This is a genomic window from Methylobacterium sp. 142-1Y, from assembly GCF_057747795.1.
The window spans coordinates 5,676,038-5,702,859 of the sequence record NZ_CM173224.1; the positions used below are offsets into that span (position 1 = coordinate 5,676,038).

The window sequence follows — 26,822 nt, forward strand, 5'->3', positions numbered from 1 at the left end:
GAGGTTGTGGGTGGGATTTTATGTTCACTCATACGCTTTCCGATTGATCGCTTCGCGATGCGGAAAGCGGCTTCGCTCAGGCGCCGCGCGGGCTGATGATACGAAATCCGGAAGTCATCTTCCGGATTTCGTATCAGTCAAGCAACCTCGACAAAGCGCCCGCCTACTTCACCGCTAGCGCCAGATTCCCGATTTCATCCAAGTACGCCCGGATGTGATCCGCATTCTGCCCGAAATCCCGATCCCCGAAGCGGGTCGCGGAGCGCACGTCGATGCGAGTGCCGTCGGCCCGCGGGTGCAGGCGGACCGTGACGTCGTAGGGCAGCCCGAGCAGGCGCGAGCGCACCACCGCCTCGATGCGGCCGTTGCCCACCCGGCCGCCGGGCTTGTAGGATTCGACCACCTGCCACTTGCGGTTCTGCGCCGCCTTCATGGCCAGCGCGAAGGCCTCGTCGGGGCCGAGATCGAGGGTGATCGGGGCGATCTGCGGATAGGCCTCGCGCTGGAGCGCGCGGGCGGCGGGGCTGGAATCGCGCGGCAGGCGCCAGCCCCGCGCCTCCCAGGCGGCGCGGGAGCGCGAGAAGGCCGGCGGGGTCTCGATGTCGGTCGAGACGTCGGTGAGCGGCGGCAGCATCGCGCCGCGGGCCACCATGTAGGCCGGATAGGCCAGGACCACGACGGCGAGCAGGAGGCCGCCCACCGCGATGCCGAGGCCGCGCGCGCCCTCGCGCCAGATCCGCACGAAGGCCGCCAGGGCGAGCAGGACCGCCAGGAGCGCGAGCCCCACCCCGGAGCCGAGGGCCGCCAGCGCCGCCTCGGTCTGCGCCCGCGGGTCGCGCACGAGGAGCAGCGACAGGCCGACCACCGCGAGGGAGAGCCAGGCGAGGCGCAACGCCCAGGGCGCCGCCCGGGTGACGGGTTCCTCGACGATCAGGCGGCGCATGAAGAAGGACGACTCGGCTGCATGATCCGGCGGGGCGAGGACCGCGCCGGAACGGGCGGCCTTGAAGCCCCGGTGTATCGCCCCGCGACCGCCGGCGCTACCGGGCGCCCGCCGCGGTGAACCGGCGAATCGCCGCCGTGCCCGGCGCAGGGCTCCCGCGCTTTTCGCGCCGTTTCCCAAAGGCCGCGACTTGCTCTAGACGGCGTCACGTTGTTCGACGCCGATTCCAAGGTTCGCCCATGTCCGCCGCCGCCCTTCGCCCCGTCCCGCGCCCCGGTGTCCTCGCGATCGAGGCCTACGTTCCGGGCAAGAGCGCGGCGCCGGCCGGCGTGACGCTGCACAAGCTCTCCTCGAACGAGACGCCGATGGGCCCGAGCCCGGCGGCGATCGCGGCGATGCAGGAGACGGCGGCGCATCTGGAGCTCTACCCGGACGGCAGCGCCACCAAGCTCCGCCAGGCCATCGCGCAGAAATACGGCCTCGATCCCGAGCGCATCGTCTGCGGTGCCGGCTCGGACGAGCTGCTGTCGCTCCTGACCTACGCCTATATGGGCCCGGGCGACGAGGGGCTGTACTCGCAATACGGCTTCCTCGTGTACCGCATCGCCATCCTGGCGGCGGGCGGCACGCCGGTGGTGGCGCCGGAGCGCGACTGCACCACCGACGTCGACGCGCTGCTGGCGGCGGTGACGGACAAGACCCGCATCGTCTACCTCGCCAACCCCAACAATCCGACCGGCACCTACCTGCCCTTCGACGAGGTGCGGCGCCTGCATGCCGGCCTGCCCAAATCCACGCTCCTGGTGCTCGACGCGGCCTATGCCGAATATGTCCGGCGCAACGACTACGCCGCCGGCCTGGAGCTGGTGGCCGAATCCGAGAACGTGGTGATGACCCGCACCTTCTCGAAGGTGTACGGGCTTGCCGCGCTGCGCATCGGCTGGATGGTCGCGCCCGCCGCGATCGCCGACGCGGTCAACCGCATCCGCGGGCCGTTCAACCTCGGGGCCGCCGCCATCACGGCGGGCGCCGCCGCGATGGCCGACGACGCCCACATCGCCAAGGCCGTGGCCCACAACGACGCGTGGCTGCCGAAGGTGACGAAGGCGCTGGAGGGCCTCGGCCTCGTGGTGACGCCGAGCGTCGGCAACTTCGTGCTGATCCACTTCCCTGAAACAGCCGGCCGGACCGCGGCCGACGCCGACGCCTACCTCACCGCCCGCGGGATGATCCTGCGCCGGGTCGGGGCCTACGGGCTGCCGAATGCGCTGCGCATGACGATCGGTACCGCCGAGGCCAACGAGGCCGTGGTGGCGGCGCTGACCGAGTTCGTGAAGGCTCCCCCGCGTGGCTGAGGCCCCGTTCCGGCGCCTCGCCATCATCGGCCTCGGGCTGATCGGCTCGTCGATCGCCCGCGGTGCCCGGGCGGGCGGGCTCGCTCAGGCGATCGTCGCGGTCGACCGCGACGCGGGCGTGATCGAGCGGGTGCGAGCGCTCGGGATCGCCGACGAGGCCACCACCGACCTCGCGGCGGGCGTCGTGGGGGCGGATCTCGTGATCCTGTGCGTGCCGGTCGGCGCCATCGGGGCGGTGGCGGCCGAGATCGCCGGCTCGCTCGCGCCCGGCGCGATCCTGTCCGATGTCGGCTCGGTCAAGGCCGCGGTGGTGGCGGCGGCCGAGCCGCACCTGCCCGAAGGCGTCGGCTTCGTGCCCGCCCACCCGGTCGCCGGCACCGAGCATTCGGGGCCGGATGCGGGATTCGCCAGCCTGTTCCACGGCCGCTGGTGCATCCTGACCCCGCCGGAGGGCACGGATCCGGCGGCGGTGGCGCGGGTGCGGGCGTTCTGGGAGGGACTGGGGTCGGTCGTCGAGACGATGACGCCGGCCCACCACGACCTCGTGCTGGCGATCACCAGCCACGTGCCGCACCTCATCGCCTACAACATCGTGGGCACCGCCGCCGATCTCGAGACCGTGACCCAGTCCGAGGTGATCAAGTTCTCGGCCGGCGGGTTTCGCGATTTCACCCGCATCGCCGCCTCCGACCCGACGATGTGGCGCGACATCTTCCTCACCAACAAGGAGGCGGTGCTGGAGATGCTGGGCCGCTTCAACGAGGATCTGGCGGCCTTGGCCCGCGCCATCCGCTGGGACGACGGCGAGGCCCTGCACGCGCTCTTCACCCGCACCCGGGCGATCCGCCGCGGCATCGTCGCCGTGGGCCAGGAGACCGCCGAGCCGGATTTCGGCCGCCGCGCCGGCTCCAAGGCGGCGGAGTGAGCCTCGCGCGGAACCGTTCGGCCTCTCGAGCTTTGCCATAAGCGTTGCCGTTTCGTCGTGTTCGTCGGATACTCCCCGGCGAGGCGGCGTGGCGAAACTCGTGGTGTGATGATCGTGTCCCTTCGATCGACCTGGAAGCGCGGCCTCGCGGTGGCCCTGATCGGAGCGCAAGCGGCCGCCTGCGCCTCGCTGCCGCGCATGCCCTACACGGCGGCGGAAGCCGCAACCGCCACGGTGCCGGGCCAGCAGCCCGACATCCGCTTCTGGGCCGACGGCTCGGCCCGCAGCTTCGCGGCGGTGGCCGACCAGGTGAAGGCCTCGCGCGAGCCGTTCAGCTACCTCGCCCTCTCGGGCGGCGGCGGCGACGGGGCCTACGGCGCCGGCGTGCTCAACGGCTGGAGCGAGACCGGCAAGCGCCCGACCTTCACCATGGTCTCGGGCGTCTCGACGGGTGCGCTGATCGCCCCGTTCGCGTTCCTGGGCCCGGCCTATGACGGCTACCTGCGCCAGATCTACACCAGCGGCGAGGCCGCGACCCTGGTGCGCTCGCCCAACCCCCTCAACGTGCTGACCGGTGACGGCCTGTTCGGCGATGCACGCCTGCGCGACCTCGTCGGGCGCTACGTGACGCCGGACCTGCTGGCGGCGGTGGCCGAGGAGCACCGCAAGGGCCGGCGGCTCCTCGTCGTCACCACCAACCTCGATTCGCAGCGCGCGGTGATCTGGGACATGGGCGCCATCGCGGCGAGCGGCCAGCCCAATGCCGTCGACCTCTTCCGCGACGTGCTGACCGCCTCGGCCAGCGTGCCCGCGGTCTTCCCGCCGATGCTGATCGACGCCCAGGCCGGCAACCACGCCTTCCAGGAGATGCATGTCGACGGCTCGGTGGTGACGCCGGTCTTCACCCTGCCCGAGGCCTTCCTGACCCAGGACGGGCGCATCGCCGCGAGCCGCGGCAAGCCCAACATCTACGTCGTCATCAACGGCCGCATCGAGCCGAGCTTCGACGTGGTGCAGAACGGCACCCTGCCGATCGCCGTCCGCTCGCTCTCGACGGTCGGGCGATCCCGCGCCCGGGCGACGCTCGCCAGCACCCAGGCCTTCGCCCGCCGCAACGGGATGGGCTTCAACCTGACCTATATCGACCGGCGCATCCCCGAGGTCCCGGCCTCGCAGGGGTTCGACACCGCCTATATGCGCCGCCTCTACGACGACGGCTACCAGAAGGGCAGCAGCGGCACGGTGTGGCAGACGACCCTGCCGCGCGACGGCGAGCCGGCGGTCCCCACGCTGGCCCTGCGCTGACATCGGCAGAGAAGGAAACGCCGTGGCGGGAGAACTGCAAGGCAAGGTCGCGGCGGTCACCGGCGCGGCCTCGGGGATCGGGCTCGCCAGCGCCGAGGCGATGCTGGCGGCGGGCGCCCGCGTGGTGCTGGTCGACCGGGACGAGGCGGCGCTTGCCAGACTATGCGCCAGGCATGGCGGGGCGGCGATCCCGCTCTCCCTCGACCTCCTCGATCCGGCCGCCTGCGCCGGCCTGCTGCCGCGGATCCTGGAGGCGGCGGGCCGCCTCGACATCCTGCATGCCAATGCGGGATCTTACGTCGGCGGCGACCTCGTCGATGCGGACAGCACCGCGATCGACCGGATGCTGAACCTCAACGTCAACGTCGTGATGAAGAACGTGCACGACGTGCTGCCGCACATGATCGCGCGGGGCTCCGGCGACATCATCGTGACGAGCTCGCTCGCCGCGCATTACCCGACGCCGTGGGAGCCGGTCTACGCCTCGTCGAAATGGGCGATCAACTGCTTCGTCCAGACGGTGCGGCGGCAGGTGTTCAAGCACGGCATCCGCGTCGGCGCGATCTCGCCCGGCCCGGTCGTCACCGCGCTGCTGGCCGACTGGCCGGCCGAGAAACTGGAGGAGGCCCGCGCCTCCGGCAGCCTGCTCGAACCCGAGGAGGTGGCGAACGTGGTGATGTTCATGCTGACCCGGCCGCGGGGCATGACCATCCGCGACGTGGTGATGATGCCGACGAACTTCGATCTGTAATGGTTTTCTGCGATATCGGATCGATTTGCTCCATGCCGTCGAGAGCTTGTTTGACCGATCAACGTATTCCCTCCTGCCCCGCAATCTCATTCTGAGAGTCTGTTTGGGCGGATCGAGCTGCTAAAATTTAGGGAAATCCCTAGAACATCCTAATCTTCACCTCATCCTGAGGTGTTAGTCGATCGGAGATCGACTGACCTCGAAGGAGGGCTCCAGGAGTCGTAGTGGTATCTGGAGCCCTCCTTCGAGGCTCCCTTCGGTCGCACCTCAGGATGAGGTCGTGGGTTGGACAAAGATGCAAGCTAAGTGAAACAGGCTGCCATCCCGGGCTCCGCTTCCGCGGCCCCGGAATGACCCTGCGAGTTGGCAATGGGCGTGATAGCTCGGTCGAAGGATACAGACGGAGCCGTCCGCCCGCTCACTCCCCCGAGCCGTACCAGGTGAAGTGCTTCTTGATCGGCTCGATCACGTCCCAGGTGCCGGAGAACCCCTTGGGCGTCACGAAGGCGTCGCCGGCCCGGTAGGTCTTCGAGACACCCTCGGCATCGGTGACGATCACCACGCCCGCGAGAATCTGGATGAACTCGGCCCGGCCGAAATCGATGCGGAACTTGCCGATCTCGCAGGTCCAGATGCCGGCGGCGAACAGGTTGTCGGGGCTGGTATAGATGTAGGTCGCGGTCTGGACCGGATTGCCCGACAGGATGTGGGAGCGCGGCCACGCGTAGGGCTCGGCCGGGGGCTGCAAAGCCGGAAAGTCGACGGTGGCCTGGAGCGGTCCATCGCGGAGCGGCGGCGCCGGGCGCTGCAGGAACGGCACCATGCGCAGCAGGGGAACGACGCCCATATAGGCCAGGAGCGGCCCGGACGATGTGATGAGCTGCTTGATGATTCCCATGATGCCCCCCGCGGTGACCGTCGCCGGCCGTCACGAACCGTTCCCTGATGGCGCCATACCAACCGACCGCCGTTAACGGAGGGCTGCGGCGAAGGCTCGAATGTGCCCGCATGCGGCAATGCCGGCAGAAGACGGTTAAGCAGCCCTCGCCGCGACAGGGCAACCTTTTGTAAAAGGCCGCCGGGGCGCGAGGTTATCGGTCAAAAGCCTGCGAGATGTGGGGATCATCGGCGCCGTCCGATGGCGCTTCGTGGCGAAGACGCTTACATCGCCAATTGGTGTGAGGTTTTGGCCATGGGTGCGGTCTCGTCATGGGTGCGGCGCCTCGGCCGGGGACCGCTCGTCGCGGCCCTGCTGTCGGTCGGTGCAGGCGTCGTCCCGCCCGCGGGAGCCGGTTCCCTGGCCTGGCCCGCCGGGCGCGGCCTCGTCGACCAGACCGGTGCGGCCGTGGACGAGGCCCGGTTCGCCGGCCGGCTGCGCCTGGTCTATTTCGGCTATACGCGCTGTCCCGACCTCTGCCCGACCGCCCTGATGACGGTGACGCAGGCCCTCGACGATTTGGCCCCGGCCCTGCTCGCCCGGCTGGTGCCGGTGCTGGTCGCCGCCGATCCCGAGCGCGACGGCCCGGCCGTGCTCGCGGCCTATCTCGACACGTTCCACCCCGCCATCGTGGCGGTGACCGGCCCGCTCGCGGTCATCGACGGCCTCGCCGCTTCCTACGCCGCACCGCCGATCCGGCGCCACGACGGCGTGGTCGATCACCCGGCCGAGTTCTTCCTCGTCGGCCCGACGGGAGCCGTGATGGCGCGGATCCCGACCACGATCGCGCCGGATGCGCTGGCCGAGACCCTGCGATCCGCGCTCGTCCGTCAGGATCTGGCCCGTCAAGACCTCGCTCGCTGAGCCTCCGATGCCGCGGCCGCGCTGCACCGCACAGGATTTGGGTGCGCCGCACCAAGCATACGAAACATCAGGAACCCGTGAATTGGCATGAAGCGGGTTGACGCGACCGCCGGCTCGGCTACTCATATAGAAAATCATAAGAACAAAGAACGATTCCACCGGGAGGAACGATGGATCGCGCAAGACGACGCGCGCAGCGGCACGAGCCTGGGCTCGACCGGCGCAGCGTGGTGATGGGGGCCGTGGCCTGCTGTGCGGCGGGGGGCGCCGCCTGGGCGGGACCGGAGGAGGCGCTGCCGCAGAAGGGCGACCGGCTGGTGCTCGGCGACGGCGCGAAGGCCGGCGAGCCGATCACCCTCGACGCGCTGCCGGTCGGTGGCGACCTCGTCGAGGCGGTGGCGGTCGATCCGCAGGGGGTCAGGCGCGAGGGCTCGCGCTTCGCCAAGATCCTCCTGGTGCGGGTCGCGCCCGACCAGGTCGCGGAGGACCAGCGCGCCCACGCGGTCGACGGGGTCGTGGCGCTCTCGGCCATCTGCACCCACCAGGGCTGCACCATCTCCGGCTGGAGCCACGAGACGCAGCGCCTGAGCTGCTTCTGCCACCATTCCGAGTTCCTGCCGGCCCAGGGCGGCCGGGTGGCCAAGGGGCCGGCGCGCAAGCGCCTGCCGATGCTGCCGCTCGCCAAGGGCGAGGGCGGCACGCTGATGGTGGCCGGCGGCTTCATCGGCAAGCCGGGGCCGGGGCCCGCCTGAGCGGGAGGTGAGGCGGCGCACGCGCCGCCTTGGTCTTCCAAGAGAAAGACCGAGACCCACGCAGCAACGACGCGGGTCCGGAACAAGGAATCGGGATCGAGGAAACGCCGGGCCGGCCCGTGCCTGCCCCTGTTTTGAGGAGAGCAGCATGTCACGTCTCGTTCGAGCCAGGGGCTGGCTCGCCGCGGTCGCGCCCTGTGCCGTGGCCCTCGCGCTCGCCGCCGCACCGCTGAAGGCCGACCCGGCCGGCAAGGTCGAGTACAAGCCGGTCACCGATCAGCGGCTGGCCAACCCGGAGCCGGAGAACTGGCTGCAATACCGGGGCAACTACCAGAGCTGGGGCTATTCCCCCCTCGACCAGATCACCGCGAAGAACGTCACCAAGCTCGTGCCGGCCTGGAGCCTGTCGACCGGCGTGAGCGAGGGCCACCAGGCCCCGCCGATCGTCAATAACGGGGTGATGTTCGTCACCACCCCGCAGGCCCAGGTGATGGCGATCAATGCCCGCACCGGCGAGATCCTGTGGCGCTACCAGAAGGAATTGCCGCCGGAGCTGTCGCAGCTGCACCCGACCAATCGCGGCGTCGGGCTCTACGGCGACAGCGTCTTCATGACCACCACCGATGCCTGCGTGGTCGCGCTCGGCGCCACCACCGGCAAGGTGAAGTGGGAGAAATGCGTCGCCCCCTGGCAGGACGGCTACTACATGACGCTCTCGCCGCTGGTGGCGAAGGGCAAGGTGGTGGTCGGCGTCTCCGGCGGCGAGTACGGCGTGCGCGGCTTCATCACGGCGCTCGATGCCGAGACCGGCAACGAGGCCTGGAAGACCTACACGGTGGCCGGCCCCGGCGACCCGGCGGCCGATACCTGGAAGGGCGATTCCTGGAAGACCGGCGGCGGCTCGGTCTGGATCCAGGGCAGCTACGATCCGGCGGCCAACCTCGCCTATTTCGGCACCGGCAATGGCGGTCCCTGGACGCCGGATGCGCGGCCGGGCGACAACCTCTACACCTCGTCGGTCGTGGCGCTCGACCTCGACAGCGGCAAGATCAAGGGCCACCACCAGTATCACTGGAACGACGCCTGGGACTGGGACGAGGTCTCGGCGCCGGTGCTGATCGACATCGAGCGCGACGGCAAGACGATTCCGGCCGCGATCCATGCCGGCCGCAACGGCTATCTCTGGACGCTCGAGCGCAGCAAGGACGGGCCGCTGAGCTTCGTCGACGGTAAGCCCTTCGTGTACCAGAACGTGTTCTCCTCCCTCGATCCGAAGACCGGCCGCCCGACCTACGACCAGTCCAAGATCCCCGGCATCAACCGCCGCGCCGCCTTCTGCCCCGGCCTGTGGGGCGGCAAGGACTGGCCGCCGGAGGCCTACAACCCGAAGACCGGGCTGTTCTACATCCCCAGTAACGACAACCTGTGCTCGGAGCTGGCCGGCGCCCAGGCCGGCACGCGCAAGCCCGGCGAGCTCTATATCGGCATCCCGATCGACGAGGTGCTGAACTCGCTGCGCCTGCGTGACGGCGTCGACAAGTCGAAGCCCTTCGCCATCGGGGCGATCCAGGCCTGGGATCCGAAGACCGGCAAGAAGGCCTGGCAGCACGACTTCCAGGATTCGGCGAACTGGGGGCCGCTCCTCACCACCGGCAGCGGGCTGATCTTCGCCGGCGGCACCAGCGACCGCAAGTTCCGGGCGCTGGACGGCACCACCGGCAAGGTGCTGTGGGAGACCCGTCTCAATTCCGGCGTCACCGGCGTGCCGTCGAGCTACATGGTCGACGGGATCCAGTACGTCGCGGTCCAGGCCGGCTGGGGCGTCGATGCCGAGCGCATGCTGACCGGCATCAACGCGCTCATTCCCGAGGAGCGCCGGGTCAGCGTCCTGCCGCAGGGCGGGGTGATCTGGGTCTTCCGGGTGATGGGCGAGGAGGCGGCGGCCCGATGAGGCGCCGCCTGACGGCCCTCGGGTTCGCCGCCCTCGCGGCGGCGAGCCTGACCGGAGCGGCGCGGGCACAGAACTCCGAGCCGGCCCAGGAGAGCGCCGCGAAGCAGGGGGCCGTAAGCCCCCTCCCCGCGCAAGCCGACGCCCTCGTCGCCTACGTGACGAAGGCCATGACCGACCACGACGCCTCCGCCTTCGAGCGGCTGGTGAACTGGACCGGCACCCGGGCGCACCGCAAGCGGCTGACGCTCTACCAGATCCGCGCCGGCTTCGGCCGGCCGATCAAGGCGGCCTCCCTGGAGCCGATGCCGGAGGACGGCCTGGCGGAAGCGACCTCGCGCGGCACCCTCAAGGCCAACATGCCGGTGACGGAGCGACTGCGGGTGGTGTTCGACGAACCGCCGGTGGAGGGCGACGCGCCGCCCACCAGCGTGTTCCTGATCGGCCGGGAGGGCGGCACCTACCGCATCGCCCTCCTGGTCCCGACCGGGCCGCCGAAGAGCAAGTGATGCAGGCAAGTGATGGCGGGTCAGTGACGGTGGGTCAGTGACGGCGGGATCCGGGGGGCCGTCAGGCCGCCCGGACGGTGGCGAGGAAGCGGCCGACCTCCGCCGAGAGTTGGCTCGACTGGCGCGACAGGTCGGAGGCGGAGGCGAGGAGCTGGGCGGCGGCGGCGCCGCTCTCCTCCGAGGCGTGGGCCAGCTCCACGACGTTGCTGGTGACCACCCCGGCACCGGCCGAGGCCTCGACCACGTTGCGGACGATCTCCTGGGTCGCCGCGCTCTGTTCCTCGACCGCGGCAGCGATGGCGGTGGCGCCGGCATCGACCTCCCGGATACGGTCCCCGATCGTGCCGATGGCACTCGCCGCCTGGGCGGTCACACCCCGGATCTCGCCGATCTGGCCGACGATCTCCTGCGCCGCCCGCGCGGTCTGGGTCGCGAGTTCCTTCACCTCGGCCGCCACCACGGCGAAACCGCGGCCGGCCTCGCCGGCCCGTGCCGCCTCGATGGTGGCGTTGAGGGCGAGCAGGTTGGTCTGGCTGGCGATCGAGGAGATCAGCCCGACCATGTCGCCGATCCGCACCGAGGTCGTACCCAGGGCCTCGACGAGGCGGCCGGTCTGGTCGGCCTCGTGCACGGCCCCCTGCGCCAGGCCCGCCGCGTTGTGGACCTGGCGGCCGATCTCCTGGATCGAGGCCCCGAGTTCCTCGGCGGCGACCGACACGGTGCCGACATTGTCGGAGGCCTGCGCGGCGGCAGCCGCCGCCGCGGTGGAGCGTCCGGAGGTCTGTGCCGCCGCCGCCGCCATGGCCTGGGCGGTCGCCTGCAACTGGGCGGCGGAGGACGACACCCGGTCGACGACGCCGCCGACCGCCTCCTCGAAACGCCCGGCCATCTCCCGCATCGTCGCCCGGCGCTGCTCCTCGGCCGAGGCACGGGCAAGGGCGCTCTCCTCCTCGATCTGCCGGGAGCGGATCAGGTTGTCCTTGAAGACCTGGACCGACGCCGCCATCGAGCCCACCTCGTCCTTCCGGCCGAGACCGGGAACCGGGCGGGCCGCGTCGCCGGAGGCCAGGTGCCGCATCGCCGACGTGATCGCCGCGAGTGGCGCCAGCACGCCGCGCAAGGTGGTCGCGAGGGCGAAGATCCCCGCCGCCAGCCCGCCGAGGACGATGCCGGCGCCGATCGTCTGGTTCAGCCGGTACGCCGCGGCGAAGCCGTCGTAGAGCTCGCCCGCCTCGGCGATCTGGAGATCGACGAGCTTCGCGACCTGCTCGCTGACCGGGTCGATCGCCTGGTACAGGCGGGTCCGGACGAAGGCATCGAGTGCCGCCTGGTCGTTCGCGCGCAGGATCGCCTGGAGATCGGAGACGCTGCCGTCGGCCGCCTCCATGCTGAGCCGGGCCGCGCCGGCGAGGCGTCGCTCGGCCTCGTCCATGTTGGTGAGCATGTAGGCCTGCCAGATCTCGGCGACGCGCGTCTGCGCCTTCCGGACCGAGGCGGTCCCGGCCGGCCAGGAGATGTTGCCGTTGCGCACCTTGTGCGCCGTGTCGACGATGTCGACCGCATACAAGTCGGCGATGATCTTGAGATCGCGCAAGGGCACGACGCGGTCCCGGTACATGCCGTTCATGTCGCGATTGGCGAGGCTCGACGCGTACCAGCCAATCCCGGCGATCGTCACGATGGAGGCGAACAACGCTGCCAGTGCGGCCAGGAGGCGCGCGCGAATCGAAGACATCGCGGAAGATCCGGAAAATGGGAATAGTCGGTATTTTACGAAATATATTTGACGCAAATTAACGTAAGGTAAATCGTAATATACTACCCAACCATATGACAATTGTGATCGAAATTGACCATGCACGGCATCCGGACACTCTGAAACGTTACTGACTGTCCTCCCGAGCGGTTCAACCATAAGAACGTTTGCCTCGCTCCGGCGCGATCGGCGCAGCGACCGGCGCAAGCGGCGGGAGGCCGTCGCGGCCGTTTCCATCCCTCCGATTGGGGCGGAGCGGTACCGAATGCGAGGTGCCTCGGCACGGTCGCGCTTGACCACGGGCCTCCGGACGGCGCAAGCGTATGGAAATATAGTTCCACGCCGGAGGATTCGCCGATGGACTTCACGCTCTCCCCCCGCATCGAGGAGTATCGCGCCCGCATCGCGGCCTTCGTCGAGAGCGAGATCCTGCCCGTCGAGGCCGACCGCAGCACCTGGGACGAGCACGAGAATATCGGCTCCGAGGCCCTGGCGGCCTTACGCGCCAAGGCCAAGGCCGCCGGCCTGTGGTGCCTCCAGCTCAAGCCCGAGACCGGCGGCCAGGGCCTCGGCAAGGTCGGCATGGCGGCCTGCTACACCGAGATGAACCGCTCGATCTTCGGGCCGGTGGTGTTCAACTCCGCCGCCCCCGACGACGGCAACATGATGGTGCTGGAGGCCCTCGGCACCCCGGAGCAGAAGGCGCGCTGGCTCGAGCCCATCGTCTCGGGCAAGGTCCGCTCGGCCTTCGCCATGACCGAGCCGCATCCCGGCGGCGGCTCCGACCCGTCGATGATCAGGACCCGCGCCGAGCGCCAGCCGGACGGCTCGTGGCGGATCACCGGGCGCAAATGGTACATCACCGGCGCCGAGGACGCGGCCCATTTCATCCTGATCGCCCGCACCTCGGACGATCCGCGCTACGGGCTGACCGCCTTCCTGTTCCACCGCGACCAGCCGGGCTGGGAGATCGTGCGCCGCATCCCGATCATGGGGCCGGAGGAGCATGGCGGCCATTGCGAACTTGCCTTCGACGGGCTCACCATTAAGCCGGAGGACGTGCTCGGCGGCGAGGGCAAGGGCCTGAAGGTGACGCAGGTGCGCCTCGGCCCGGCCCGCCTCACCCATTGCATGCGCTGGCTCGGCCTCGCCGGCCGCTGCGTCGAGATCGCGCAAGAGTATGCGGCGGTTCGCGAGGGGTTCGGCATTCGCCTCGCCGATCGTGAGAGCGTGCAGCTGATGCTCGGCGGCCTCGCGATGGATATCGAGATCGGCCGGTTGCTGGTGATGCGCGCCGCCTGGGAGCTCGACCAGGGCCGGTTTGCCCGCAAGGAGGTGTCGATGGCGAAGGTCCACGTCGCCAACACCCTGCACCGGGCGGCCGATATCGGCATCCAGATCAACGGCGCCCGCGGCTATTCCAAGGACACGGTGCTGGAATGGATCTACCGCTACGCCCGCCAGGCGCGGCTGGTCGACGGCGCCGACGAGGTCCACCGCATGGTGCTCAACCGGCACCTCGAATCGGAAGGCCGCGGCTTCTTCGCCTGGCCGACCGCCGAGGCGTGAGGCCGAAGGTCCGAGGCACATATGAAGCGGGGACCTGCTAAGGCTCTCCGCTCCTTTGTCCTCGTCCGAGCCGCCCGATGCCCGCCCTCCATCCCGACGTCCAGGCCCTGCTGGCGATGCTGCGCGCCGCCAACGCGCAGCCCCTCGAGGCGCTGCCGCCCGAGGCGGCACGGCGCGGCTACCTGGCCGGGCGCCGGGCCCTGCAACCGCCGCCGGACCCGGTCGCCGAGATCCGCGACCTCGCCGCGCCTTCCCCGGCCGGGCCGGTACCGCTGCGGCTCTATCGCGGCGAGGGCACGGTGCCGGGCGAGGCGCTGTCCTGCCTCCTCTACCTGCATGGCGGCGGCTGGGTGCTCGGCAACATCGAGTCGCACGACTGGATCTGCCGGCGGCTGGCCAACCTGACCCGCGCCTGCATCATCTCGGTCGATTACCGGCTCGCCCCCGAGCATCCCTTCCCGGCGGCAGTCGAGGATGCTGCCGTTGCCCTGGCCTTCGTGGCCGAGCGGGCGGAGGGGTTGGGAATCGATCCGAACCGTCTCGCGGTCGGCGGCGACAGTGCCGGCGGCAACCTCGCGGCGGTGCTGGCCCTGATGGGCCGGGACGGCACCCTGCCGAAGGTCGCCATGCAGGTGCTGCTCTATCCCTCCGTCGATCTCGGCCTGACCAGCGAAGGCTTCGAGCGCATCACGGACGGCCAGCCCCTCACCGCCGGCACGATGCGCTACTTCGTCGACCATTACGCGCCCGAGCCGAGCGACCGGACCGACTGGCGCGCCTCCCCGGCCCGCGCCGCCAGCCTCGCCGGTACGGCGCCCGCCCTGGTGCTGACCTGCGGCCACGACCCGCTCTGCGAGGAGGGAAAAGCCTACGCCCACCGCCTGGAGCGCGAGGGCGTGCCGGTCACGGCGCTCCACCTCTCCGACCAGACCCACGGCATCCTGACCATGAGCCGCCTGGTGCGGACCTCGGCGACGGTGCTGAGCTTCGTCGCCGAGGCGCTTCTGGAGCGCTGGAGCCTGGGCGGGCCGGAGGGCGGGCGCGGCGGGAGGTAGGGGCTTCGCTCCTCTGTCGCGTCGGACGCGAGCGCCGTCGCGGTGAGAGGCGGAATCGGCGGTCCGTGACGGCGCCGGGAGCCGCCATTCGCCTCACAGTATCCGGTCCCGGAAGCGCTCGGGCGCCATCCAGCACGTGTCCCGCCGGCCGAACAGGCGGTAGCGGTTGCGCGCGATCGCGCGGTAGACGGGATCGCGCAGGGCGGCCGGGACGATCCGGAACATCCGGGCCAGGCTCCAGGGAAAGCCGAGGCCCTCGTAGATGGCGAGGACGGCGTCGCTATCTCGGCGCATCCGGTCGCCCTCGACGACGAGCAGGCTCGCCGGATCGTCCGGGTCCATGCCGTGCCGCCGGTAGAGCGATCGGCCGACCTCGCTCTGCATCGAGGCCAGGCGAAAGGTCGCGGCGCGATCGCGCTCGAGGACGAACCGGGCATTGGCCGAACACAGCACGCATTCGGCATCGAACAGGATGATGGGACCGGGGGACGCCGACATCGTCATGCGGCGATCCTAGCCGATCGGCCGGACGCACGAGAAGCCCGCGCGTCACTCCGCCTTGGCTGCACCGCGCTTGGCAGCCGGCTTGCGGCGGGGCTTGGCGGCCGGCTCCGGGTCGGGGGCGGGCTCCGGCTCGCGCATCGGCTCGGGGCCGCGCGCCTCGCGGGTGATCATCTCCACCATGCTCTGCGGCAGGCGGACGAAATGGCCGGTGCCGTGGCCGGACCGGTCGAGGATCTCGGCGAAGACGGGCTTGTGCGGCTCGTGCCCGGCCTCGCCGAGCGCGCAGGGGCGGCGCGGCAGGGTGCTCAGCTTCGCGGCGAGTTCCTTCGGCACCAGTGCGTTCACGCCTCACCCTCCCGTCGGCCGGACAGGGGGGAGATGTAGGACCCGCAGGGTTAACGATCGGCTGCCGCCGGGAGCGGAGCGGCGTGTGGTCCCGGGACGGTCGATGCGCCGGTCAAGACTGGTGCGCCCGTGAAGGCGCCGTAGGAGCGGCGCAGGAGGTCGCCGTCGAGGTCGTGGCCGATTAGCACGAGGCGGGTGCAGGCGATGCCGTCGGGCCAGGCGGGCAGGTGCCGGGGCGGATGGACAAGGTGCTGCACGCCCTGGATCACCACCGGCGTGCCGACGCCCTCGACCGCCACCAGGCCCTTGAGGCGCAGGATCCGCGCGCCGTGCCGGTTGAGCAGCATGCCGAGCCAGAGCCCGAACCGGGTCCAGTCCACCGGCCCGCTCTCGATCGTCACCGCACCGACCGGGCCGTGCGGGACCGCCGGAACCTCGGCGCAGAGCCAGCGCCGGGCGCTGCCCTCACCCGTCGGATCGTCGGTGAGAAGGGCGGATTCCGGTTCGTCCTCCAGGGTGAGATCCGTGACCGGCGCGACGGGATTGAGCGCGGCGAGCCGCATGCGCAGCGACGCGACGCATTCGGGCTCCACCAAATCGGTCTTCGACAGGACCAGCCGGTCGGCGCAGGCCGCCTGCCGCACGGCCTCCTGGTGGGTGTCGAGTGTGCGGGCGCCGTTCACCGCATCGACCACGGTGACGATGCTCCCGACCGAAAAGGCGTGGCGCAGGACCGGATCGGCCACCAGGGTGGCGATGGCGGGGCCCGGATCGGCGAGGCCGGTGGTCTCGATCACCACCCGGCGGAAGTCCGGCACCAGCCCGCGCCGGCGGCGGTCGTGCAGGTCGATCAGCGCCGCCTTCAGGTCGCCGCGGATGCTGCAGCAGACGCAGCCGCCGCGCAGCAGCGCGACCTCGCCCTGCAGCGGCTCGACCAGCAGGTGATCGAGCCCGACCTCGCCGAACTCGTTGATCAACACGGCGGTGTCGCGGAGCGCCGGCCAGCGTAGCAGGCGGGCGAGGAGCGCAGTCTTGCCGGCCCCGAGGAAGCCGGTGAGCAGGGTGACGGGGGTCACGCCGTCTCCTCGAGCGCCGCGATCACCGCCGGGTCGAGGGGATCGCAGGCGCGCCCGGACAGGCGCTCCGCCGCCGGCCACAGCGCACCGAGATGGTCGACCACCGCGCTCCGCCCGGTGCGGCCCGACAGGGTGTAGCGGTCGGCCCAGGCGGCGAGGCGCAAGCCGTAGAGGCCGAGCACCCGGTTGGCGGCCGACGCCCGGGCCCGGCGCTCGGCCTGCGGGGTCCCGCGCCGCACGCCGTCGCTCCAGTGATCGGGCGCCCCGAAGGCGCCGCACAGGCCGCACATCGCCTTGGCTTACCGGGCTCAGGATTCCGGCCGCGCCGTGCCCTCGAACGGGAAGCGCGTCGAAAAATCCTCGGCGATCGTCTCCATCGTCACGAACCGCACGCCGTCATGGGCCTTGAAATGCTGGAACAGGCGCTCGTGCATCTGGAGCACGTGCGGCTTGCCCGAGACGTCCGGGTGGATGGTGATCGGGAAGACGGCGTAATCGTAATTGGCGTAGACCCAGTCGAACTGGTCGCGCCACATCTGCTCGATGTCACGCGGGTTGACGAAGCCGTGGCTGTTGGGCGCCGCCTTGACGAACATCATCGGCGGCAGGTCGTCGAGGTTCCAGGAGGCCGGGATCTCGATCAGCCGGGTCTCGGTGCCGTGCTCGAACGGCCGCATCCAGGTCGAGGGATGCTGGGCGTAATCGATCTTGGTCCAGGCCTCATCCACCCGCACGTAATAGGGGTGGTGGTCGTTGTGCATCAGCGAGTGGTCGTAGCGGATGCCCTTCTTCTGCAGGAGCTCGTTGGTCTTCTGCCCGAACTCCCACCAGGGCGCGACGTAGCCCCGCGGCGGTTTCCCGGCGAGATCGGTGATGAGCCCGACGCATTTGTCGAAGATCGCTTCCTCCTGCTCGGGCGTCATCGCGATCGGGTTCTCGTGGCTGTAGCCGTGCATCCCGATCTCGTGGCCGGCCGCCGCCACGGCCTTCATCTCCTCGGGAAATGTCTCGATCGAGTGGCCGGGAATGAACCAGGTGGTCTGGATGCCCCAGCGGGCGAACATCCGCAGGAGCCGCGGCGCCCCGACCTTGCCGGCGAACACGCCGCGGGAGATGTCGCAGGGGCTGTCCTCGCCGCCATAGGATCCGAGCCAGCCCGCCACCGCGTCGACGTCGACGCCGTAGGACACGAAGATCTCTTTCGCCATTCCGGTCTCCCCGCCTGCGGAGCCATCTGACAACCGGCAGCGCCAGGGGGTCAAGTCGCCTCCGAAGGGCAAGCCTCGCGGAAAACCGGTTGACCGCGCCCCGCCGATTCCCTAGAGCGTTGGCCACCGGAGACGTGGCCGAGCGGCTGAAGGCACTCGTTTGCTAAATGAGCAAGCCCCTAAAAGGGCTTCGAGGGTTCGAATCCCTCCGTCTCCGCCAAACACTCTTCCAAAATCTTGATTTCAAACAATTTCTGACGCGTTCGGCGTCATGGCCGTCGGCGTGGATACCGGCTGGCAGAGTCAACGGAAATCCTCAGGTCTTGCAGCTGTCCGGTGCCCATGCGAGGCCGGTTCGATGGCGGCTCGGCCGAACGCGCAAAGACGCGCGCGGCGTGGGAGCCGCGCGCGGGATCGGCGGGATCAACCGCCGAACCGGTCCGCCCGGGCCTGATGCCCGGCAAGGTCCACCAGATCGGCGAAATCGCCGTAGGTCGTCATGGCGTCGCCCCGCGCGCGGGGCGTGCCGTCGCGCTTGAGCACGGCCAGGGTCTCCTCCATCGCCCGCACGGCGGAGAACAGGGCGCTGAGCGCGTAGAAGGCGAGGCCGAAGCCCATCGCCTGGAGATCGGCGGCGGTCAGCGCCACCGCCTCGGTGCCGTCGACGATCGACACGACCTTCGGCCCCGGCACGGCGCGGGCGATCGCCTCGATCTCGGCGATGCGCTTGACGCCGTCGACGAAGACGAGGTCGACCCCGGCGCGCGCGTAGAGGGCGGCCCGGCGGACCGCCTCGTCGAGGCCGATGGCCGGCAGGGCGTCGGTGCGGCCGATGACCAGGAGGTCGTCGTCGCCCCGCGCCTCGAGGGCGCAGGCGAGACGCCGGGCATTCTCCTCGGCATCGACGAGGCGGATCCCGGCGAGCTGGCCGCAACGCTTCGGCGCCACCTGGTCCTCGAGGTGGATCGCCGCGACCCCGGCCTGGACGTATTCGCGCACCGTACGGTGGATGTTGGCCGGCCCGCCATAGCCGGTATCGGCATCGGCGACGACCGGGATCGTCACCGCCCGGGTCATGATCCGGGCCTGCTCGGTCATCTCGGTCTGCGACATCAGGCCGAGATCGGGCAGGCCGAGCCGGGATGCCGTGGCCCCGAACCCTGTCATGTAGACCGCCGGGAAGCCGGCCCGCTCGACGAGGCGGGCCGTCAGCGCGTCGGCCGCGCCGGGCGCCATGACGATGCCCTCCGCCATCCCGGCGCGCAGCCGGGCGGCGGGGCTCACGCGCGCCGTCATGCCAGCGCTCCCTTCGAGGCGACCGCGCCGGAGCGGGCCTCCTCCTTGAGCTCCGCCCGGGCCGGGATCAGCGCCACGAGGAGCGCGGCGAGGAGCGCGCCGCCGCCGATCACCCACAGCCCGGCGAGGCTCGTGCCGGCCCAGCCTTCCGCGGCGACCTTGAGGTTCGGCGCCACGAAGCCGCCGAGATTGCCGATGGCGTTGATGATCGCGATGCCGCCGGCCGCCGCGGCGCCGCCGAAATAGCCCATCGGGAAGGTCCAGAAGATCGGCTGGGCGCTGATCAGCCCGGCGACGGAGACGCAGAGCGCCATCACGGCGACGAGGGGCGGGAGGTAGCCGGACGCGATCATGCCGAGGCCGGCGCCGAGGAGCGACGCCACCGCGAACAGCCGCCGCCGGCCGGTGCGCTGGGCGAGGCCGGGCCAGAACGCGCTGACCGCGAAGGCGCAGAGCCACGGGATGCTGGTGACGAGCGTCACGGTGAGGCCGATCTTGGTGCCGAGGAGCGCGCTCACCTGCGCCGGCAGGTAGAAGGCGATGCCGTAGCCGCAGATCGCGATCGAGAAATAGGTGAGCGCGAAATGCGCCAGCAGCGGGTTGCGGAAGATCGCGCCGAGCTTCACCGCGCCGTGGGCCGACTTGGCGGCGTTCTCGGTGGCGAGCGCCGCCTCCAGCGCGGCCTGCTGACGGACGGGCATCCAGGCGGCGTCGCGCGGGCGGTCGGTGAGGTAGACGTACGCCCACACGCCGACGAGCGAGGCGGCCAGGCCCTCGACGACGAACATCAGCTGCCAGCCGTGCAGGCCGAAGGCGCCGTGCATGTCGAGGAGGAGCCCTGAGATCGGCCCGCCGAGGATGAAGCAGAGCGGCTGGCTCAGGTAGAACAGGCCGAGGATCTGGGCCCGTTCCTTCGCCGGAAACCAGTAGGTCAGGTAGAGCAGCACGCCCGGGAAGAAGCCCGCCTCGGCGATGCCGAGCAGCACCCGCAGGACCGCGAACGAGGTGTCGCCCTGCACGAGGGCCATCGCGGCGGCGAGCAACCCCCAGGTCACCATGATGCGCGACAGCCAGACCCGCGCGCCGACCCGGTGCAGGATCAGGTTGCTGGGCAGTTCGAACACCGCGTAGCCGACGAAGAAGATACCGGCCGCGAAAGCGAAGGCCGCCTCCGTGATCCCGGTCGAGAGCTGGAGCGCCTGCTTGGCATAGGCCACGTTGGCGCGGTCGAGATAGGCGAGCAGGTACATCAGCACCAGGAACGGCACCAGGCGGCGCCGGGCGGTGGCGACGGCGGCGTCGGTCTCCGAGGGCGGTGAGGCGGTGGCGGATGTCATGAGCGTTCCCCTTCGTTTGTTGTCGTGAGACCGTTCCGAGCGGACCCGCAGGGCGCAGGTCCGCGCGTTTCCCGACCGTCGCATCGTGGCCTTCGCCGGGCCGGTGACCGTTTCGACGGGCGATGCGTCGGTGCCGGCCGGCGCGTCAGCGCCCGCCGGCGATGTCGAGCACCGTGCCGGTGACGTAGGCCGCGGCCGGCGAGAGCAGCCAGAGGGCGGCCTCGGCCACCTCCGCCGCGGTGCCGGGCCGCTGCAGCGGGATCGCGCGGGCGATCTCCGCCACCCGGCCGCGGTCGCCGCCGAACACGTCGTCCTGGATCGGCGTGTCGATGACCCCGGGCGCCAGGGCGTTGACCCGCACCTCCGGGGCCAGTTCCTTGGCGGCGGCGATCGTCAGCGAGGCGACGGCGCCCTTGGTGGTGGCGTAGAGCGCGTTGCCCGGCATGCCGCCGGTGCGGGCGGCGATCGACGACAGGTTGACGATGGCCGCGCCCGGATGCGGCCGGCGCCGCTCCAGGAAGGCCCGGGTGCCGTAGAGCACGCTCTTGAGGTTGACGGCGAGCACCCGGTCGATCTCCGCCGGGTCCATCTCGGAGAGCCGCATCCGGCGGCCGATGATGCCGGCATTGTTGACGAGGTGGGTCGGCGCCCAGTCCGGGGTCAAATCGGCCATCGCGGCCGCGACCGCGCCGGCATCGGCGACGTCGACCCGCGCGAGGGTCACGCGAGCGCCGTGCGCGCCGGCGCAGGTCGAGAGGCCGGCCGCGTCCACGTCCCAGACGATCGCCCGGCCGCCGGCGGCGACGACCGCGTCGACGATGGCGCGGCCGATGCCGGAGGCGCCGCCGGTGACGAGGACGACCGCGTCCGGTCATGGAGGCCTGAGGCATCGCTTGCCGGGCGCTCATCGCGCGTCGCTCCTGTCGGGGGCCGGCAGCACCTTGCCGGGGTTGAGGATGCCGAGGGGGTCGAGCGCCTGCTTGATCGCCCGCATCACCCCGATCGCCGCCCCGTGCTCGAGGTCCATGAACTTGACCTTGCCCGAGCCGATGCCGTGCTCGCCGGTGCAGGTGCCGTCGAGCGCGATGGCGCGTCGCACCAGCCGGTCGTTGATCCCAGCGGCCTCCGCCAGCTCCGCCTCGCTCGACGGATCGACGATCAGGCCGAGGTGGAAGTTGCCGTCGCCGACATGGCCGACCGTGGTGATCGGGAACGAGGCGCCGGCGATGTCGGCCCGGGTCTCGGCGAGGCAGCGCGGCAGGCTGGCAATCGGTACGCAGACGTCGGTGCTCCAGACGCGACCGTTCGGGCGCAAGGCCTGGACCGCGTAGTGGACGTCGTGGCGCGCGCGCCAGAGACGCGCCCTCGCCTCGGCATCGGCCGCCGTCTCGAAGCCGAGCGCGCCGTTGCCCTCGGCCAGCGCCCCCACCACGGCCATCTGCTCGGCAGTGCCGGCCGGCGTGCCGTGGAACTCCATGAACAGGGTCGGGGCCTCGGGCAGGGCCGTGCCGGAATGGCGGTTCACCGCCGCGATGGTGACGGGATCGAGGAGCTCGACCCGGGCGATCGGCACGCCGCACTGGACGATCTCGACCACCGTGGCGACCGCCGCCTCGACGCTCGGAAAGGCGCAGACGGAGGCCGCGACCGCCTCCGGGATGCCGTGGAGCCGCACCGTCAGCTCGGTGACGATGCCGAGCGTGCCCTCCGAGCCGACGAGAAGCCGGGTCAGGTCGTAACCGGCCGAGGACTTGCGCGCCCGCGAGCCGGTGCGGATCACCGTGCCGTCCGCCATCACGGCGGTGAGCGACACGACGTTGTCCTTCATCGTGCCGTAGCGCACCGCGTTGGTGCCGGAGGCCCGGGTCGCCGCCATGCCGCCGAGCGTGCTCTCGCCGCCCGGATCGACGGGGAAGAACAGGCCGGTATCGCGCAAATGCGCGTTGAGCTGGTGGCGCGTGACGCCGGCCTCCACGGTCGCGTCGAGATCGTCGGACCGCACCGCGACGATGCGGGTCATGCGGCTCAGATCGAGGCAGACGCCGCCCTGGAGCGCCGCGACGTGCCCCTCCAGCGAGGTGCCGCCGCCGAACGGGATCACCGGAACCCGGTGGGCGGCGCAGGCGCGCACGATGTCCGCGACCTCCTGCGTCGAGACGGCGTAGCAGACCGCGTCGGGCGGCTCGGTCGGGTGGTAGGATTCGCCGCGCCCGTGATGCTCGCGCTCGGCCAGGCTGCGGGTGAAGCGCTCGCCGAGCAGGTCCGCCAGGGTGCGGACCAGCGCGTCCGGCAGGCCGGCCCGGAGCGGGCGGGCCGCGATGCTTCCTTCCATGATCGTCCCCTCCCCGGCCTGTCCGGCTCTCGCCCGCGATTCATGCAGCAGTCACCGGCACCGATCAAGTACCTTGTACCTTGGATACAGAGTACGATCGAGTCGCGGAGCAGGCGCGGCCGTGCGATAAGGTGCCATGCCGATCCAGCTCGACCTCGCGGTCCCGAAATCGCTCTCCGCCGCCGTCGAGGAGCGGATCCGCGACGCCATCGTGAATGCCGAACTCGCCTTCGGCCAGGCCCTGCCGGAGGACGGGGTCGGCCTCGCCATGGGGGTGAGCCGGACGCCGATGCGCGAGGCCCTGACCCGCCTCCAGGCCCAGGGTCTGGTGGTGATCGTGCCGAAGAAGGGCACGTTCGTGTTCGACCCCTCCCCCGACGACGTCGACCAGCTCGCAGGCTTCCGGCTGATGCTCGAGAGCGAGGCCGTCCGCCTCAGCCTCGCTGGCGCGCCCGCGGCGGCACTCGCCGGCTTGCGGACGGCCCACGCGGCGATGCTCGAGGCGAGGCGATCCGGCGATGCCCGCGCCTATGCCCGCGCCGATACGGCGTTCCACGCCAGCTTCTTCAAGGAATGCGGCAACGGCTACCTCGCCAAGGCCTACGAATCGATCGCCTGGCAGGTGGCGGCTTTGCGCGCCCAGCTCTCGGTGCCGCGCAGCCACGAGCAGGAGACCTCGTTCTCCGAGCATGCGGCGATGATCGGGCATTTCGAGGCGGGCGAGGCGGATGGGCTGCTGGAGATCCTGGCCCGGCATATCCTGCGTGCCGCCACGGTCTACCGCGAGGCGATCCGGGCCTTGTCCAAGTAGAGATCAGGTAGAATCAACCTTAGGCCGCCGCGAGGCGGGCCGGGCCGAACGGAGCGTCCGGTACGAACGGGGTCTCGCCCGACATCGCCTCGGCCAGGAGGCGGCCGCTCGCCGGCCCGAGGGTGAAGCCCTGGTGGCCGTGCCCGAACTGGAACCACAAGCCCGCATGGCGCGGCGCCGGCCCGACGACCGGCAGCATGTCGGGCATGCAGGGGCGGATGCCGGACCAGGGCGCGTTCTCGCGCGGGGACCCGAGATCGACGAGGTCGCGCGCCGCGGCCTCGGCGCGGGCGAGCTGGACCGGGCTGGCCGCGGCCTCGGAGGAGGCCAGCTCGGCACCGGTGGTGATGCGCAGGCCCGCCGCCATCGGGGCCATGACGTAGCCGTTCTCGGCATCGAGCAGCGGCACGTCCAGCGTCCGGGCGGCACGCCAGTGCCGGTGGTAGCCGCGCTTCTCCACCATGGCGATCCGGTAGCCGAACCGGCGCAGGACGACCGGCGACCAGGGGCCGAGCGCCACCACGGCGGCCTCCGCCTCGACCGCCCCGTCCGATGTCCGGACGCTCCAGCCCCGCGCGGTCGGCGCGAGGCTGTCCGCCTCGCCCCGCAGCAGCGACCCGCCCCGTCGGGCGAACAGGGCGGCATAGGCCGAGACGAGCGCACCGGGATCCCGGACCGACCACGGATCCTCCCAGTGGATCGCGCCCGCGCCCGTCTGCTTCAGCGCCGGCTCGGCCGCGGCGAGATCGGTCGGCGAGAGCACCCGTACGCGCAGGCCGTGGCGCCCCCCCAGCCGCTCGGCCTCCACGATCGCCGCGTCCATCGCCCGCTGCCCGCGATGGAGGATGCGAAAGCCGGTCGCGCGGACGAGGTCCGCGGCGCCCGCCGCCTCGATCAGCGCCGCGTGCTCGGGGGCGGCCTTTGCGATCAGCGTCGCGTAGGCGCACGAGGCCGCCGCGTGGCGGCGGGGGGACGAATGCCACCAGTAGTGCAGGAGCGGCCCGAGATGGCGGGGAAGATGGCGCAACTCGTAATGGACGTCGTTGCTGCGCCCGGTGGCGATCGCCCACAAGCTCGCCCGGTCGCGGGGCATGGCGTAGGGCTCGACCGCCTCGCTCTGGATGATGCCGGCATTGCCGTAGCTCGTCTCCCGCCCCGGCTCGCCCCGATCGACGAGGGCGACCGACCAGCCGCGCTGCTGCAGGTGGAGGGCGGTGCCGATGCCAGCCATGCCGGCGCCCAGAACGATCGCGCTGCGCAAAGCTCACTGCCTCGGGATCGTCGGAGGGTTCTTTGGGAGGATCCATGGGCCCGTCGCGGCCGGACAGGGTGCAGCCACGATACGCGGGATCCGCCCGGGTGCAACGGAAAGCCGGGCTCCCGGCTCCTCCTCACGCCGATCCGCAGAGCGGTCATCGCGCAGAAAAAAGGCCGCCCTTGCGAGGCGGCCCGAAGTCTAGGGAGGAAACGCCCAAGAAGGGCAACACCGCCGCGACGCCATCGCCGCGGTGCATGAAATCGTTTTCACATACGGCGTCGCGGCGAGCAAGCGGGTGGATGAGGGGGCGGCCATGCGCCCGTCACATGACGCAGCGGGAACCGTCCCGTCAGGCCCTCCGCTTGCGCTGCCCCAGCACCGCGAGGGTCGGCTCCGCGGCGAGCAACGTGCGGGTATAGTCCTCGCGGGGATGGTCGAGCACATCCCGCACCGGCCCGGTCTCGACGAGGCGCCCGGCCTGCATCACCCCGACCCGGTCGGCGATCTCGTCGACGACGCCGATATTGTGGGTGATGAATAGGACGGTCAGGCCGTGCCGGTCGCGCAACGACAGGATCAGGCGCAGGATCTGGGCCTGGATCGACAGGTCGAGGGCCGAGACCGCCTCGTCGGCGACGACGAGCTTGGGGTTGGTGATCAGCGCCCGGGCGATGGCGATGCGCTGGCGCTGGCCGCCGGAGAATTCGTGCGGATAGCGCTCGGCGGCTTGTGCCGGCAGCCCGACATCCTCGAGCGCCCGGGCGACCAGGGCGGCCCGGTCGCGGCCCCGAGGGGCGTCGTCGATGAGGTGCAGCGGCTCGGCGACGATGCGGCCGACCGAATGACGGGGGTTGAGCGAACCGTAGGGGTCCTGGAAGACCATCTGGAAGTCGCGGCGCTTGCGCGCCAGCGCCTTCGGCGACAGGGCGAACAGGTCGTCGCCGCCGAGCCGCACGGTGCCGCCGGTCGGCCGGTCGAGGGCCATGACGATGCGGGCGAGCGTGGACTTGCCGCAGCCGGATTCGCCGACCACCGCGACGATGCTGCCGGGCGCGACGGCGAGGCTGACGCCGTCGACCGCCCGCAAGGTCCGCGTGGTGCCGCCCTTGCCCCGGAGGGCATAGTCGCGGGTCAGGTTCTCGATCGACAGAAGCGGGCCGGTCATTGGGCGCCTCCCGCGGCGAGCGGGGATTCCGCGGCGAGCCCCGCCCGGGCCCGGCGCGGCAGGGCCGCGATCAGGTCGCTCGTGTATTGCGCGCTCGGGTGGCGCAGGACAGCCTCGGTCGGCCCCTCCTCCACCGCGCGGCCGCGGCACATCACCAGGGTCCGGTCGGTGCTGCGGGCGATCACCCCGAGGTCGTGGCTGATCAGGATCAGGGACAGGCCGAGATCGGCCACCAGCTCGTCGAGGATGTCCAGGATCTCCTTCTGCACCGTCACGTCCAGCGCCGTGGTCGGCTCGTCGGCGATCAGGAGATCGGGCTTCAACGCCAGGGCGATCGCGATGCCGACGCGCTGGCGCTGGCCACCGGACATCTCGTGCGGGTAGCTGTCGATACGACGCGCGGGATCGGGGATCCGCACCCGGTCGAGGAGGCGTAAGGACTCGGCCCGCGCCTCGGTGCGGCCGGTGCCGCGGTGCAGGCGGATTCCTTCGGCGATCTGCTGGCCCGCCGTCATGGCGGGGTTGAGCGCCGTCATCGGCTCCTGGAAGATCATGCCGATGCGCCGTCCGCGCAGGGAGCACAGGTCCTTCTCACCCATGGCGAGAATGTTCTTGCCATCGAGCAGGATCTCGCCGGAGGTGCGGGCGCTCTTCGGCAGGAGCCCGATGGTGGCGAGCGACAGCATCGACTTGCCGGAGCCCGATTCGCCGACGATGCCGAGGCTTTCGCCGCGGGCGACCGCGACCGAGACGTCGTCGACGACCCGGACCGGGCCGTCACGACCCGGAAAGGCGATGGAGAGGTTGCGGATCGCGAGCAT

The 26,822-nt window shown here is 71.0% G+C and carries 26 protein-coding genes and 1 tRNA gene; 12 read left to right on the plus strand and 15 right to left on the minus strand.

Annotated features, from left to right (window positions below):
* Nucleotides 1-163: 163 nt before the first annotated feature.
* Nucleotides 164-943: a DUF1499 domain-containing protein gene (locus AC3AOF_RS26070; RefSeq protein WP_236988137.1), complete on the minus strand. Its 780-nt coding sequence runs from the start codon at nucleotides 941-943 to the stop codon at nucleotides 164-166.
* Between the two features lie 239 nt (nucleotides 944-1,182).
* Between AC3AOF_RS26070 and hisC the strand changes: the two genes are divergently transcribed.
* From hisC to AC3AOF_RS26090, 4 genes are all read left to right on the plus strand, one after another.
* The gene (gene hisC / locus AC3AOF_RS26075) at nucleotides 1,183-2,298 is read left to right on the plus strand and encodes a histidinol-phosphate transaminase (RefSeq protein ID WP_488346903.1); all 1,116 of its coding nucleotides are present in this window, start codon (nucleotides 1,183-1,185) and stop codon (nucleotides 2,296-2,298) included.
* Nucleotides 2,291-3,223 carry a prephenate/arogenate dehydrogenase family protein gene (locus AC3AOF_RS26080; RefSeq protein ID WP_236988135.1) on the plus strand — a complete coding sequence of 311 codons (933 nt, stop codon included), beginning with the start codon at nucleotides 2,291-2,293 and terminating at the stop codon, nucleotides 3,221-3,223. Before hisC ends, AC3AOF_RS26080 begins: the two co-directional genes overlap by 8 nt.
* A 108-nt stretch (nucleotides 3,224-3,331) precedes the next feature.
* Complete coding sequence (locus tag AC3AOF_RS26085; RefSeq protein WP_488346904.1) at nucleotides 3,332-4,528, plus strand: patatin-like phospholipase family protein; 1,197 nt, start codon at nucleotides 3,332-3,334, stop codon at nucleotides 4,526-4,528.
* A gap of 22 nt (nucleotides 4,529-4,550) precedes the next feature.
* Nucleotides 4,551-5,279, plus strand: a complete 729-nt coding sequence (locus AC3AOF_RS26090) for an SDR family oxidoreductase (protein WP_236988133.1) — start codon at nucleotides 4,551-4,553, stop codon at nucleotides 5,277-5,279.
* A 418-nt stretch (nucleotides 5,280-5,697) separates the two neighbouring features.
* Here AC3AOF_RS26090 and AC3AOF_RS26095 read toward each other — a convergent pair whose 3' ends face one another.
* Nucleotides 5,698-6,177, minus strand: coding sequence for a cupin domain-containing protein (locus AC3AOF_RS26095; RefSeq protein ID WP_488346905.1), 480 nt, complete (start codon nucleotides 6,175-6,177; stop codon nucleotides 5,698-5,700).
* 294 nt (nucleotides 6,178-6,471) lie between these two features.
* On the opposite strand from AC3AOF_RS26095, the gene AC3AOF_RS26100 reads away from it, so the two are divergent.
* The 4 genes from AC3AOF_RS26100 to AC3AOF_RS26115 all read left to right on the plus strand — a co-directional run bounded on the left by AC3AOF_RS26100 (nucleotide 6,472) and on the right by AC3AOF_RS26115 (nucleotide 10,289).
* Nucleotides 6,472-7,080 carry an SCO family protein gene (locus AC3AOF_RS26100; protein WP_236988131.1) on the plus strand — a complete coding sequence of 203 codons (609 nt, stop codon included), beginning with the start codon at nucleotides 6,472-6,474 and terminating at the stop codon, nucleotides 7,078-7,080.
* Nucleotides 7,081-7,250: 170 nt separating this feature from the next.
* On the plus strand, nucleotides 7,251-7,832 hold the full coding sequence (locus AC3AOF_RS26105; protein ID WP_236988130.1) for a QcrA and Rieske domain-containing protein: 582 nt from the start codon (nucleotides 7,251-7,253) through the stop codon (nucleotides 7,830-7,832).
* A 148-nt stretch (nucleotides 7,833-7,980) separates the two neighbouring features.
* Nucleotides 7,981-9,783, plus strand: coding sequence for a PQQ-dependent dehydrogenase, methanol/ethanol family (locus AC3AOF_RS26110; RefSeq protein ID WP_488346906.1), 1,803 nt, complete (start codon nucleotides 7,981-7,983; stop codon nucleotides 9,781-9,783).
* Nucleotides 9,780-10,289, plus strand: a complete 510-nt coding sequence (locus AC3AOF_RS26115) for a hypothetical protein (RefSeq protein ID WP_236988128.1) — start codon at nucleotides 9,780-9,782, stop codon at nucleotides 10,287-10,289. The genes AC3AOF_RS26110 and AC3AOF_RS26115 overlap by 4 nt, the downstream gene beginning before the upstream one ends.
* 61 nt (nucleotides 10,290-10,350) lie before the next feature.
* Here AC3AOF_RS26115 and AC3AOF_RS26120 read toward each other — a convergent pair whose 3' ends face one another.
* Complete coding sequence (locus AC3AOF_RS26120) at nucleotides 10,351-12,024, minus strand: methyl-accepting chemotaxis protein (RefSeq protein WP_488346907.1); 1,674 nt, start codon at nucleotides 12,022-12,024, stop codon at nucleotides 10,351-10,353.
* A 378-nt stretch (nucleotides 12,025-12,402) separates the two neighbouring features.
* Between AC3AOF_RS26120 and AC3AOF_RS26125 the strand changes: the two genes are divergently transcribed.
* Together AC3AOF_RS26125 and AC3AOF_RS26130 are read left to right on the plus strand one after the other, a co-directional pair.
* Nucleotides 12,403-13,614: an acyl-CoA dehydrogenase family protein gene (locus tag AC3AOF_RS26125; RefSeq protein ID WP_488346908.1), complete on the plus strand. Its 1,212-nt coding sequence runs from the start codon at nucleotides 12,403-12,405 to the stop codon at nucleotides 13,612-13,614.
* A gap of 77 nt (nucleotides 13,615-13,691) precedes the next feature.
* Nucleotides 13,692-14,669: an alpha/beta hydrolase gene (locus tag AC3AOF_RS26130; RefSeq protein ID WP_488346909.1), complete on the plus strand. Its 978-nt coding sequence runs from the start codon at nucleotides 13,692-13,694 to the stop codon at nucleotides 14,667-14,669.
* Nucleotides 14,670-14,762: 93 nt separating this feature from the next.
* On the opposite strand, the gene AC3AOF_RS26135 is transcribed toward AC3AOF_RS26130, so the two are convergent.
* From AC3AOF_RS26135 to AC3AOF_RS26155, 5 genes are read right to left on the minus strand one after another with little or no spacing between them, the layout of a single operon-like run.
* Nucleotides 14,763-15,173, minus strand: a complete 411-nt coding sequence (locus tag AC3AOF_RS26135) for a thiol-disulfide oxidoreductase DCC family protein (RefSeq protein WP_236988124.1) — start codon at nucleotides 15,171-15,173, stop codon at nucleotides 14,763-14,765.
* Between the two features lie 45 nt (nucleotides 15,174-15,218).
* A complete protein-coding gene (locus AC3AOF_RS26140) occupies nucleotides 15,219-15,518 on the minus strand; it encodes a hypothetical protein (protein WP_236988123.1) in 300 nt (99 codons plus the stop codon).
* Between the two features lie 50 nt (nucleotides 15,519-15,568).
* Nucleotides 15,569-16,594, minus strand: coding sequence for a CobW family GTP-binding protein (locus AC3AOF_RS26145; RefSeq protein ID WP_488346910.1), 1,026 nt, complete (start codon nucleotides 16,592-16,594; stop codon nucleotides 15,569-15,571).
* Nucleotides 16,591-16,884 carry a hypothetical protein gene (locus AC3AOF_RS26150; RefSeq protein ID WP_236988121.1) on the minus strand — a complete coding sequence of 98 codons (294 nt, stop codon included), beginning with the start codon at nucleotides 16,882-16,884 and terminating at the stop codon, nucleotides 16,591-16,593. The genes AC3AOF_RS26145 and AC3AOF_RS26150 overlap by 4 nt, the downstream gene beginning before the upstream one ends.
* An 18-nt stretch (nucleotides 16,885-16,902) precedes the next feature.
* Entirely contained in the window at nucleotides 16,903-17,802 is a 900-nt protein-coding gene (locus tag AC3AOF_RS26155; RefSeq protein ID WP_488346911.1) for a polysaccharide deacetylase family protein, read from the minus strand.
* A gap of 128 nt (nucleotides 17,803-17,930) precedes the next feature.
* Between AC3AOF_RS26155 and AC3AOF_RS26160 the strand changes: the two genes are divergently transcribed.
* A tRNA-Ser gene (locus AC3AOF_RS26160) sits at nucleotides 17,931-18,022 on the plus strand.
* Nucleotides 18,023-18,225: 203 nt separating this feature from the next.
* Here AC3AOF_RS26160 and AC3AOF_RS26165 read toward each other — a convergent pair.
* The 4 genes from AC3AOF_RS26165 to AC3AOF_RS26180 all read right to left on the minus strand — a co-directional run bounded on the left by AC3AOF_RS26165 (nucleotide 18,226) and on the right by AC3AOF_RS26180 (nucleotide 22,767).
* Nucleotides 18,226-19,098 (minus strand): isocitrate lyase/PEP mutase family protein, encoded by an 873-nt coding sequence (locus AC3AOF_RS26165; RefSeq protein ID WP_488346912.1) that lies wholly within the window; start codon nucleotides 19,096-19,098, stop codon nucleotides 18,226-18,228.
* Nucleotides 19,095-20,435 (minus strand): MFS transporter, encoded by a 1,341-nt coding sequence (locus AC3AOF_RS26170; protein WP_488346913.1) that lies wholly within the window; start codon nucleotides 20,433-20,435, stop codon nucleotides 19,095-19,097. Before AC3AOF_RS26170 ends, AC3AOF_RS26165 begins: the two co-directional genes overlap by 4 nt.
* Nucleotides 20,436-20,580: 145 nt before the next feature.
* Complete coding sequence (locus AC3AOF_RS26175) at nucleotides 20,581-21,267, minus strand: SDR family NAD(P)-dependent oxidoreductase (RefSeq protein ID WP_488349059.1); 687 nt, start codon at nucleotides 21,265-21,267, stop codon at nucleotides 20,581-20,583.
* Nucleotides 21,268-21,339: 72 nt separating this feature from the next.
* Complete coding sequence (locus AC3AOF_RS26180; protein ID WP_236988087.1) at nucleotides 21,340-22,767, minus strand: FAD-binding oxidoreductase; 1,428 nt, start codon at nucleotides 22,765-22,767, stop codon at nucleotides 21,340-21,342.
* A gap of 136 nt (nucleotides 22,768-22,903) precedes the next feature.
* Between AC3AOF_RS26180 and AC3AOF_RS26185 the strand changes: the two genes are divergently transcribed.
* Nucleotides 22,904-23,578 (plus strand): GntR family transcriptional regulator, encoded by a 675-nt coding sequence (locus AC3AOF_RS26185; RefSeq protein ID WP_488346914.1) that lies wholly within the window; start codon nucleotides 22,904-22,906, stop codon nucleotides 23,576-23,578.
* Between the two features lie 19 nt (nucleotides 23,579-23,597).
* On the opposite strand, the gene AC3AOF_RS26190 is transcribed toward AC3AOF_RS26185, so the two are convergent.
* The 3 genes from AC3AOF_RS26190 to AC3AOF_RS26200 form a co-directional block, all read right to left on the minus strand.
* Nucleotides 23,598-24,839, minus strand: coding sequence for an NAD(P)/FAD-dependent oxidoreductase (locus tag AC3AOF_RS26190; protein ID WP_488346915.1), 1,242 nt, complete (start codon nucleotides 24,837-24,839; stop codon nucleotides 23,598-23,600).
* Nucleotides 24,840-25,185: 346 nt separating this feature from the next.
* Complete coding sequence (locus AC3AOF_RS26195) at nucleotides 25,186-26,001, minus strand: ATP-binding cassette domain-containing protein (protein WP_488346916.1); 816 nt, start codon at nucleotides 25,999-26,001, stop codon at nucleotides 25,186-25,188.
* On the minus strand, nucleotides 25,998-26,822 hold the full coding sequence (locus AC3AOF_RS26200) for an ATP-binding cassette domain-containing protein (RefSeq protein ID WP_488346917.1): 825 nt from the start codon (nucleotides 26,820-26,822) through the stop codon (nucleotides 25,998-26,000). Before AC3AOF_RS26200 ends, AC3AOF_RS26195 begins: the two co-directional genes overlap by 4 nt.

Coding starts and splice junctions, on each gene's coding strand:
- AC3AOF_RS26070 (WP_236988137.1), bottom strand. CDS start 943: ATGCGCCGCCTGATCGTCGAGGAACCCGTCACCCGGGCGGCGCCCTGG.
- hisC (WP_488346903.1), top strand. CDS start 1,183: ATGTCCGCCGCCGCCCTTCGCCCCGTCCCGCGCCCCGGTGTCCTCGCG.
- AC3AOF_RS26085 (WP_488346904.1), top strand. CDS start 3,332: ATGATCGTGTCCCTTCGATCGACCTGGAAGCGCGGCCTCGCGGTGGCC.
- AC3AOF_RS26095 (WP_488346905.1), bottom strand. CDS start 6,177: ATGGGAATCATCAAGCAGCTCATCACATCGTCCGGGCCGCTCCTGGCC.
- AC3AOF_RS26100 (WP_236988131.1), top strand. CDS start 6,472: ATGGGTGCGGTCTCGTCATGGGTGCGGCGCCTCGGCCGGGGACCGCTC.
- AC3AOF_RS26105 (WP_236988130.1), top strand. CDS start 7,251: ATGGATCGCGCAAGACGACGCGCGCAGCGGCACGAGCCTGGGCTCGAC.
- AC3AOF_RS26110 (WP_488346906.1), top strand. CDS start 7,981: ATGTCACGTCTCGTTCGAGCCAGGGGCTGGCTCGCCGCGGTCGCGCCC.
- AC3AOF_RS26115 (WP_236988128.1), top strand. CDS start 9,780: ATGAGGCGCCGCCTGACGGCCCTCGGGTTCGCCGCCCTCGCGGCGGCG.
- AC3AOF_RS26120 (WP_488346907.1), bottom strand. CDS start 12,024: ATGTCTTCGATTCGCGCGCGCCTCCTGGCCGCACTGGCAGCGTTGTTC.
- AC3AOF_RS26125 (WP_488346908.1), top strand. CDS start 12,403: ATGGACTTCACGCTCTCCCCCCGCATCGAGGAGTATCGCGCCCGCATC.
- AC3AOF_RS26130 (WP_488346909.1), top strand. CDS start 13,692: ATGCCCGCCCTCCATCCCGACGTCCAGGCCCTGCTGGCGATGCTGCGC.
- AC3AOF_RS26135 (WP_236988124.1), bottom strand. CDS start 15,173: ATGACGATGTCGGCGTCCCCCGGTCCCATCATCCTGTTCGATGCCGAA.
- AC3AOF_RS26150 (WP_236988121.1), bottom strand. CDS start 16,884: ATGTGCGGCCTGTGCGGCGCCTTCGGGGCGCCCGATCACTGGAGCGAC.
- AC3AOF_RS26155 (WP_488346911.1), bottom strand. CDS start 17,802: ATGGCGAAAGAGATCTTCGTGTCCTACGGCGTCGACGTCGACGCGGTG.
- AC3AOF_RS26165 (WP_488346912.1), bottom strand. CDS start 19,098: ATGACGGCGCGCGTGAGCCCCGCCGCCCGGCTGCGCGCCGGGATGGCG.
- AC3AOF_RS26170 (WP_488346913.1), bottom strand. CDS start 20,435: ATGACATCCGCCACCGCCTCACCGCCCTCGGAGACCGACGCCGCCGTC.
- AC3AOF_RS26180 (WP_236988087.1), bottom strand. CDS start 22,767: ATGGAAGGAAGCATCGCGGCCCGCCCGCTCCGGGCCGGCCTGCCGGAC.
- AC3AOF_RS26185 (WP_488346914.1), top strand. CDS start 22,904: ATGCCGATCCAGCTCGACCTCGCGGTCCCGAAATCGCTCTCCGCCGCC.
- AC3AOF_RS26195 (WP_488346916.1), bottom strand. CDS start 26,001: ATGACCGGCCCGCTTCTGTCGATCGAGAACCTGACCCGCGACTATGCC.
- AC3AOF_RS26200 (WP_488346917.1), bottom strand. CDS start 26,822: ATGCTCGCGATCCGCAACCTCTCCATCGCCTTTCCGGGTCGTGACGGC.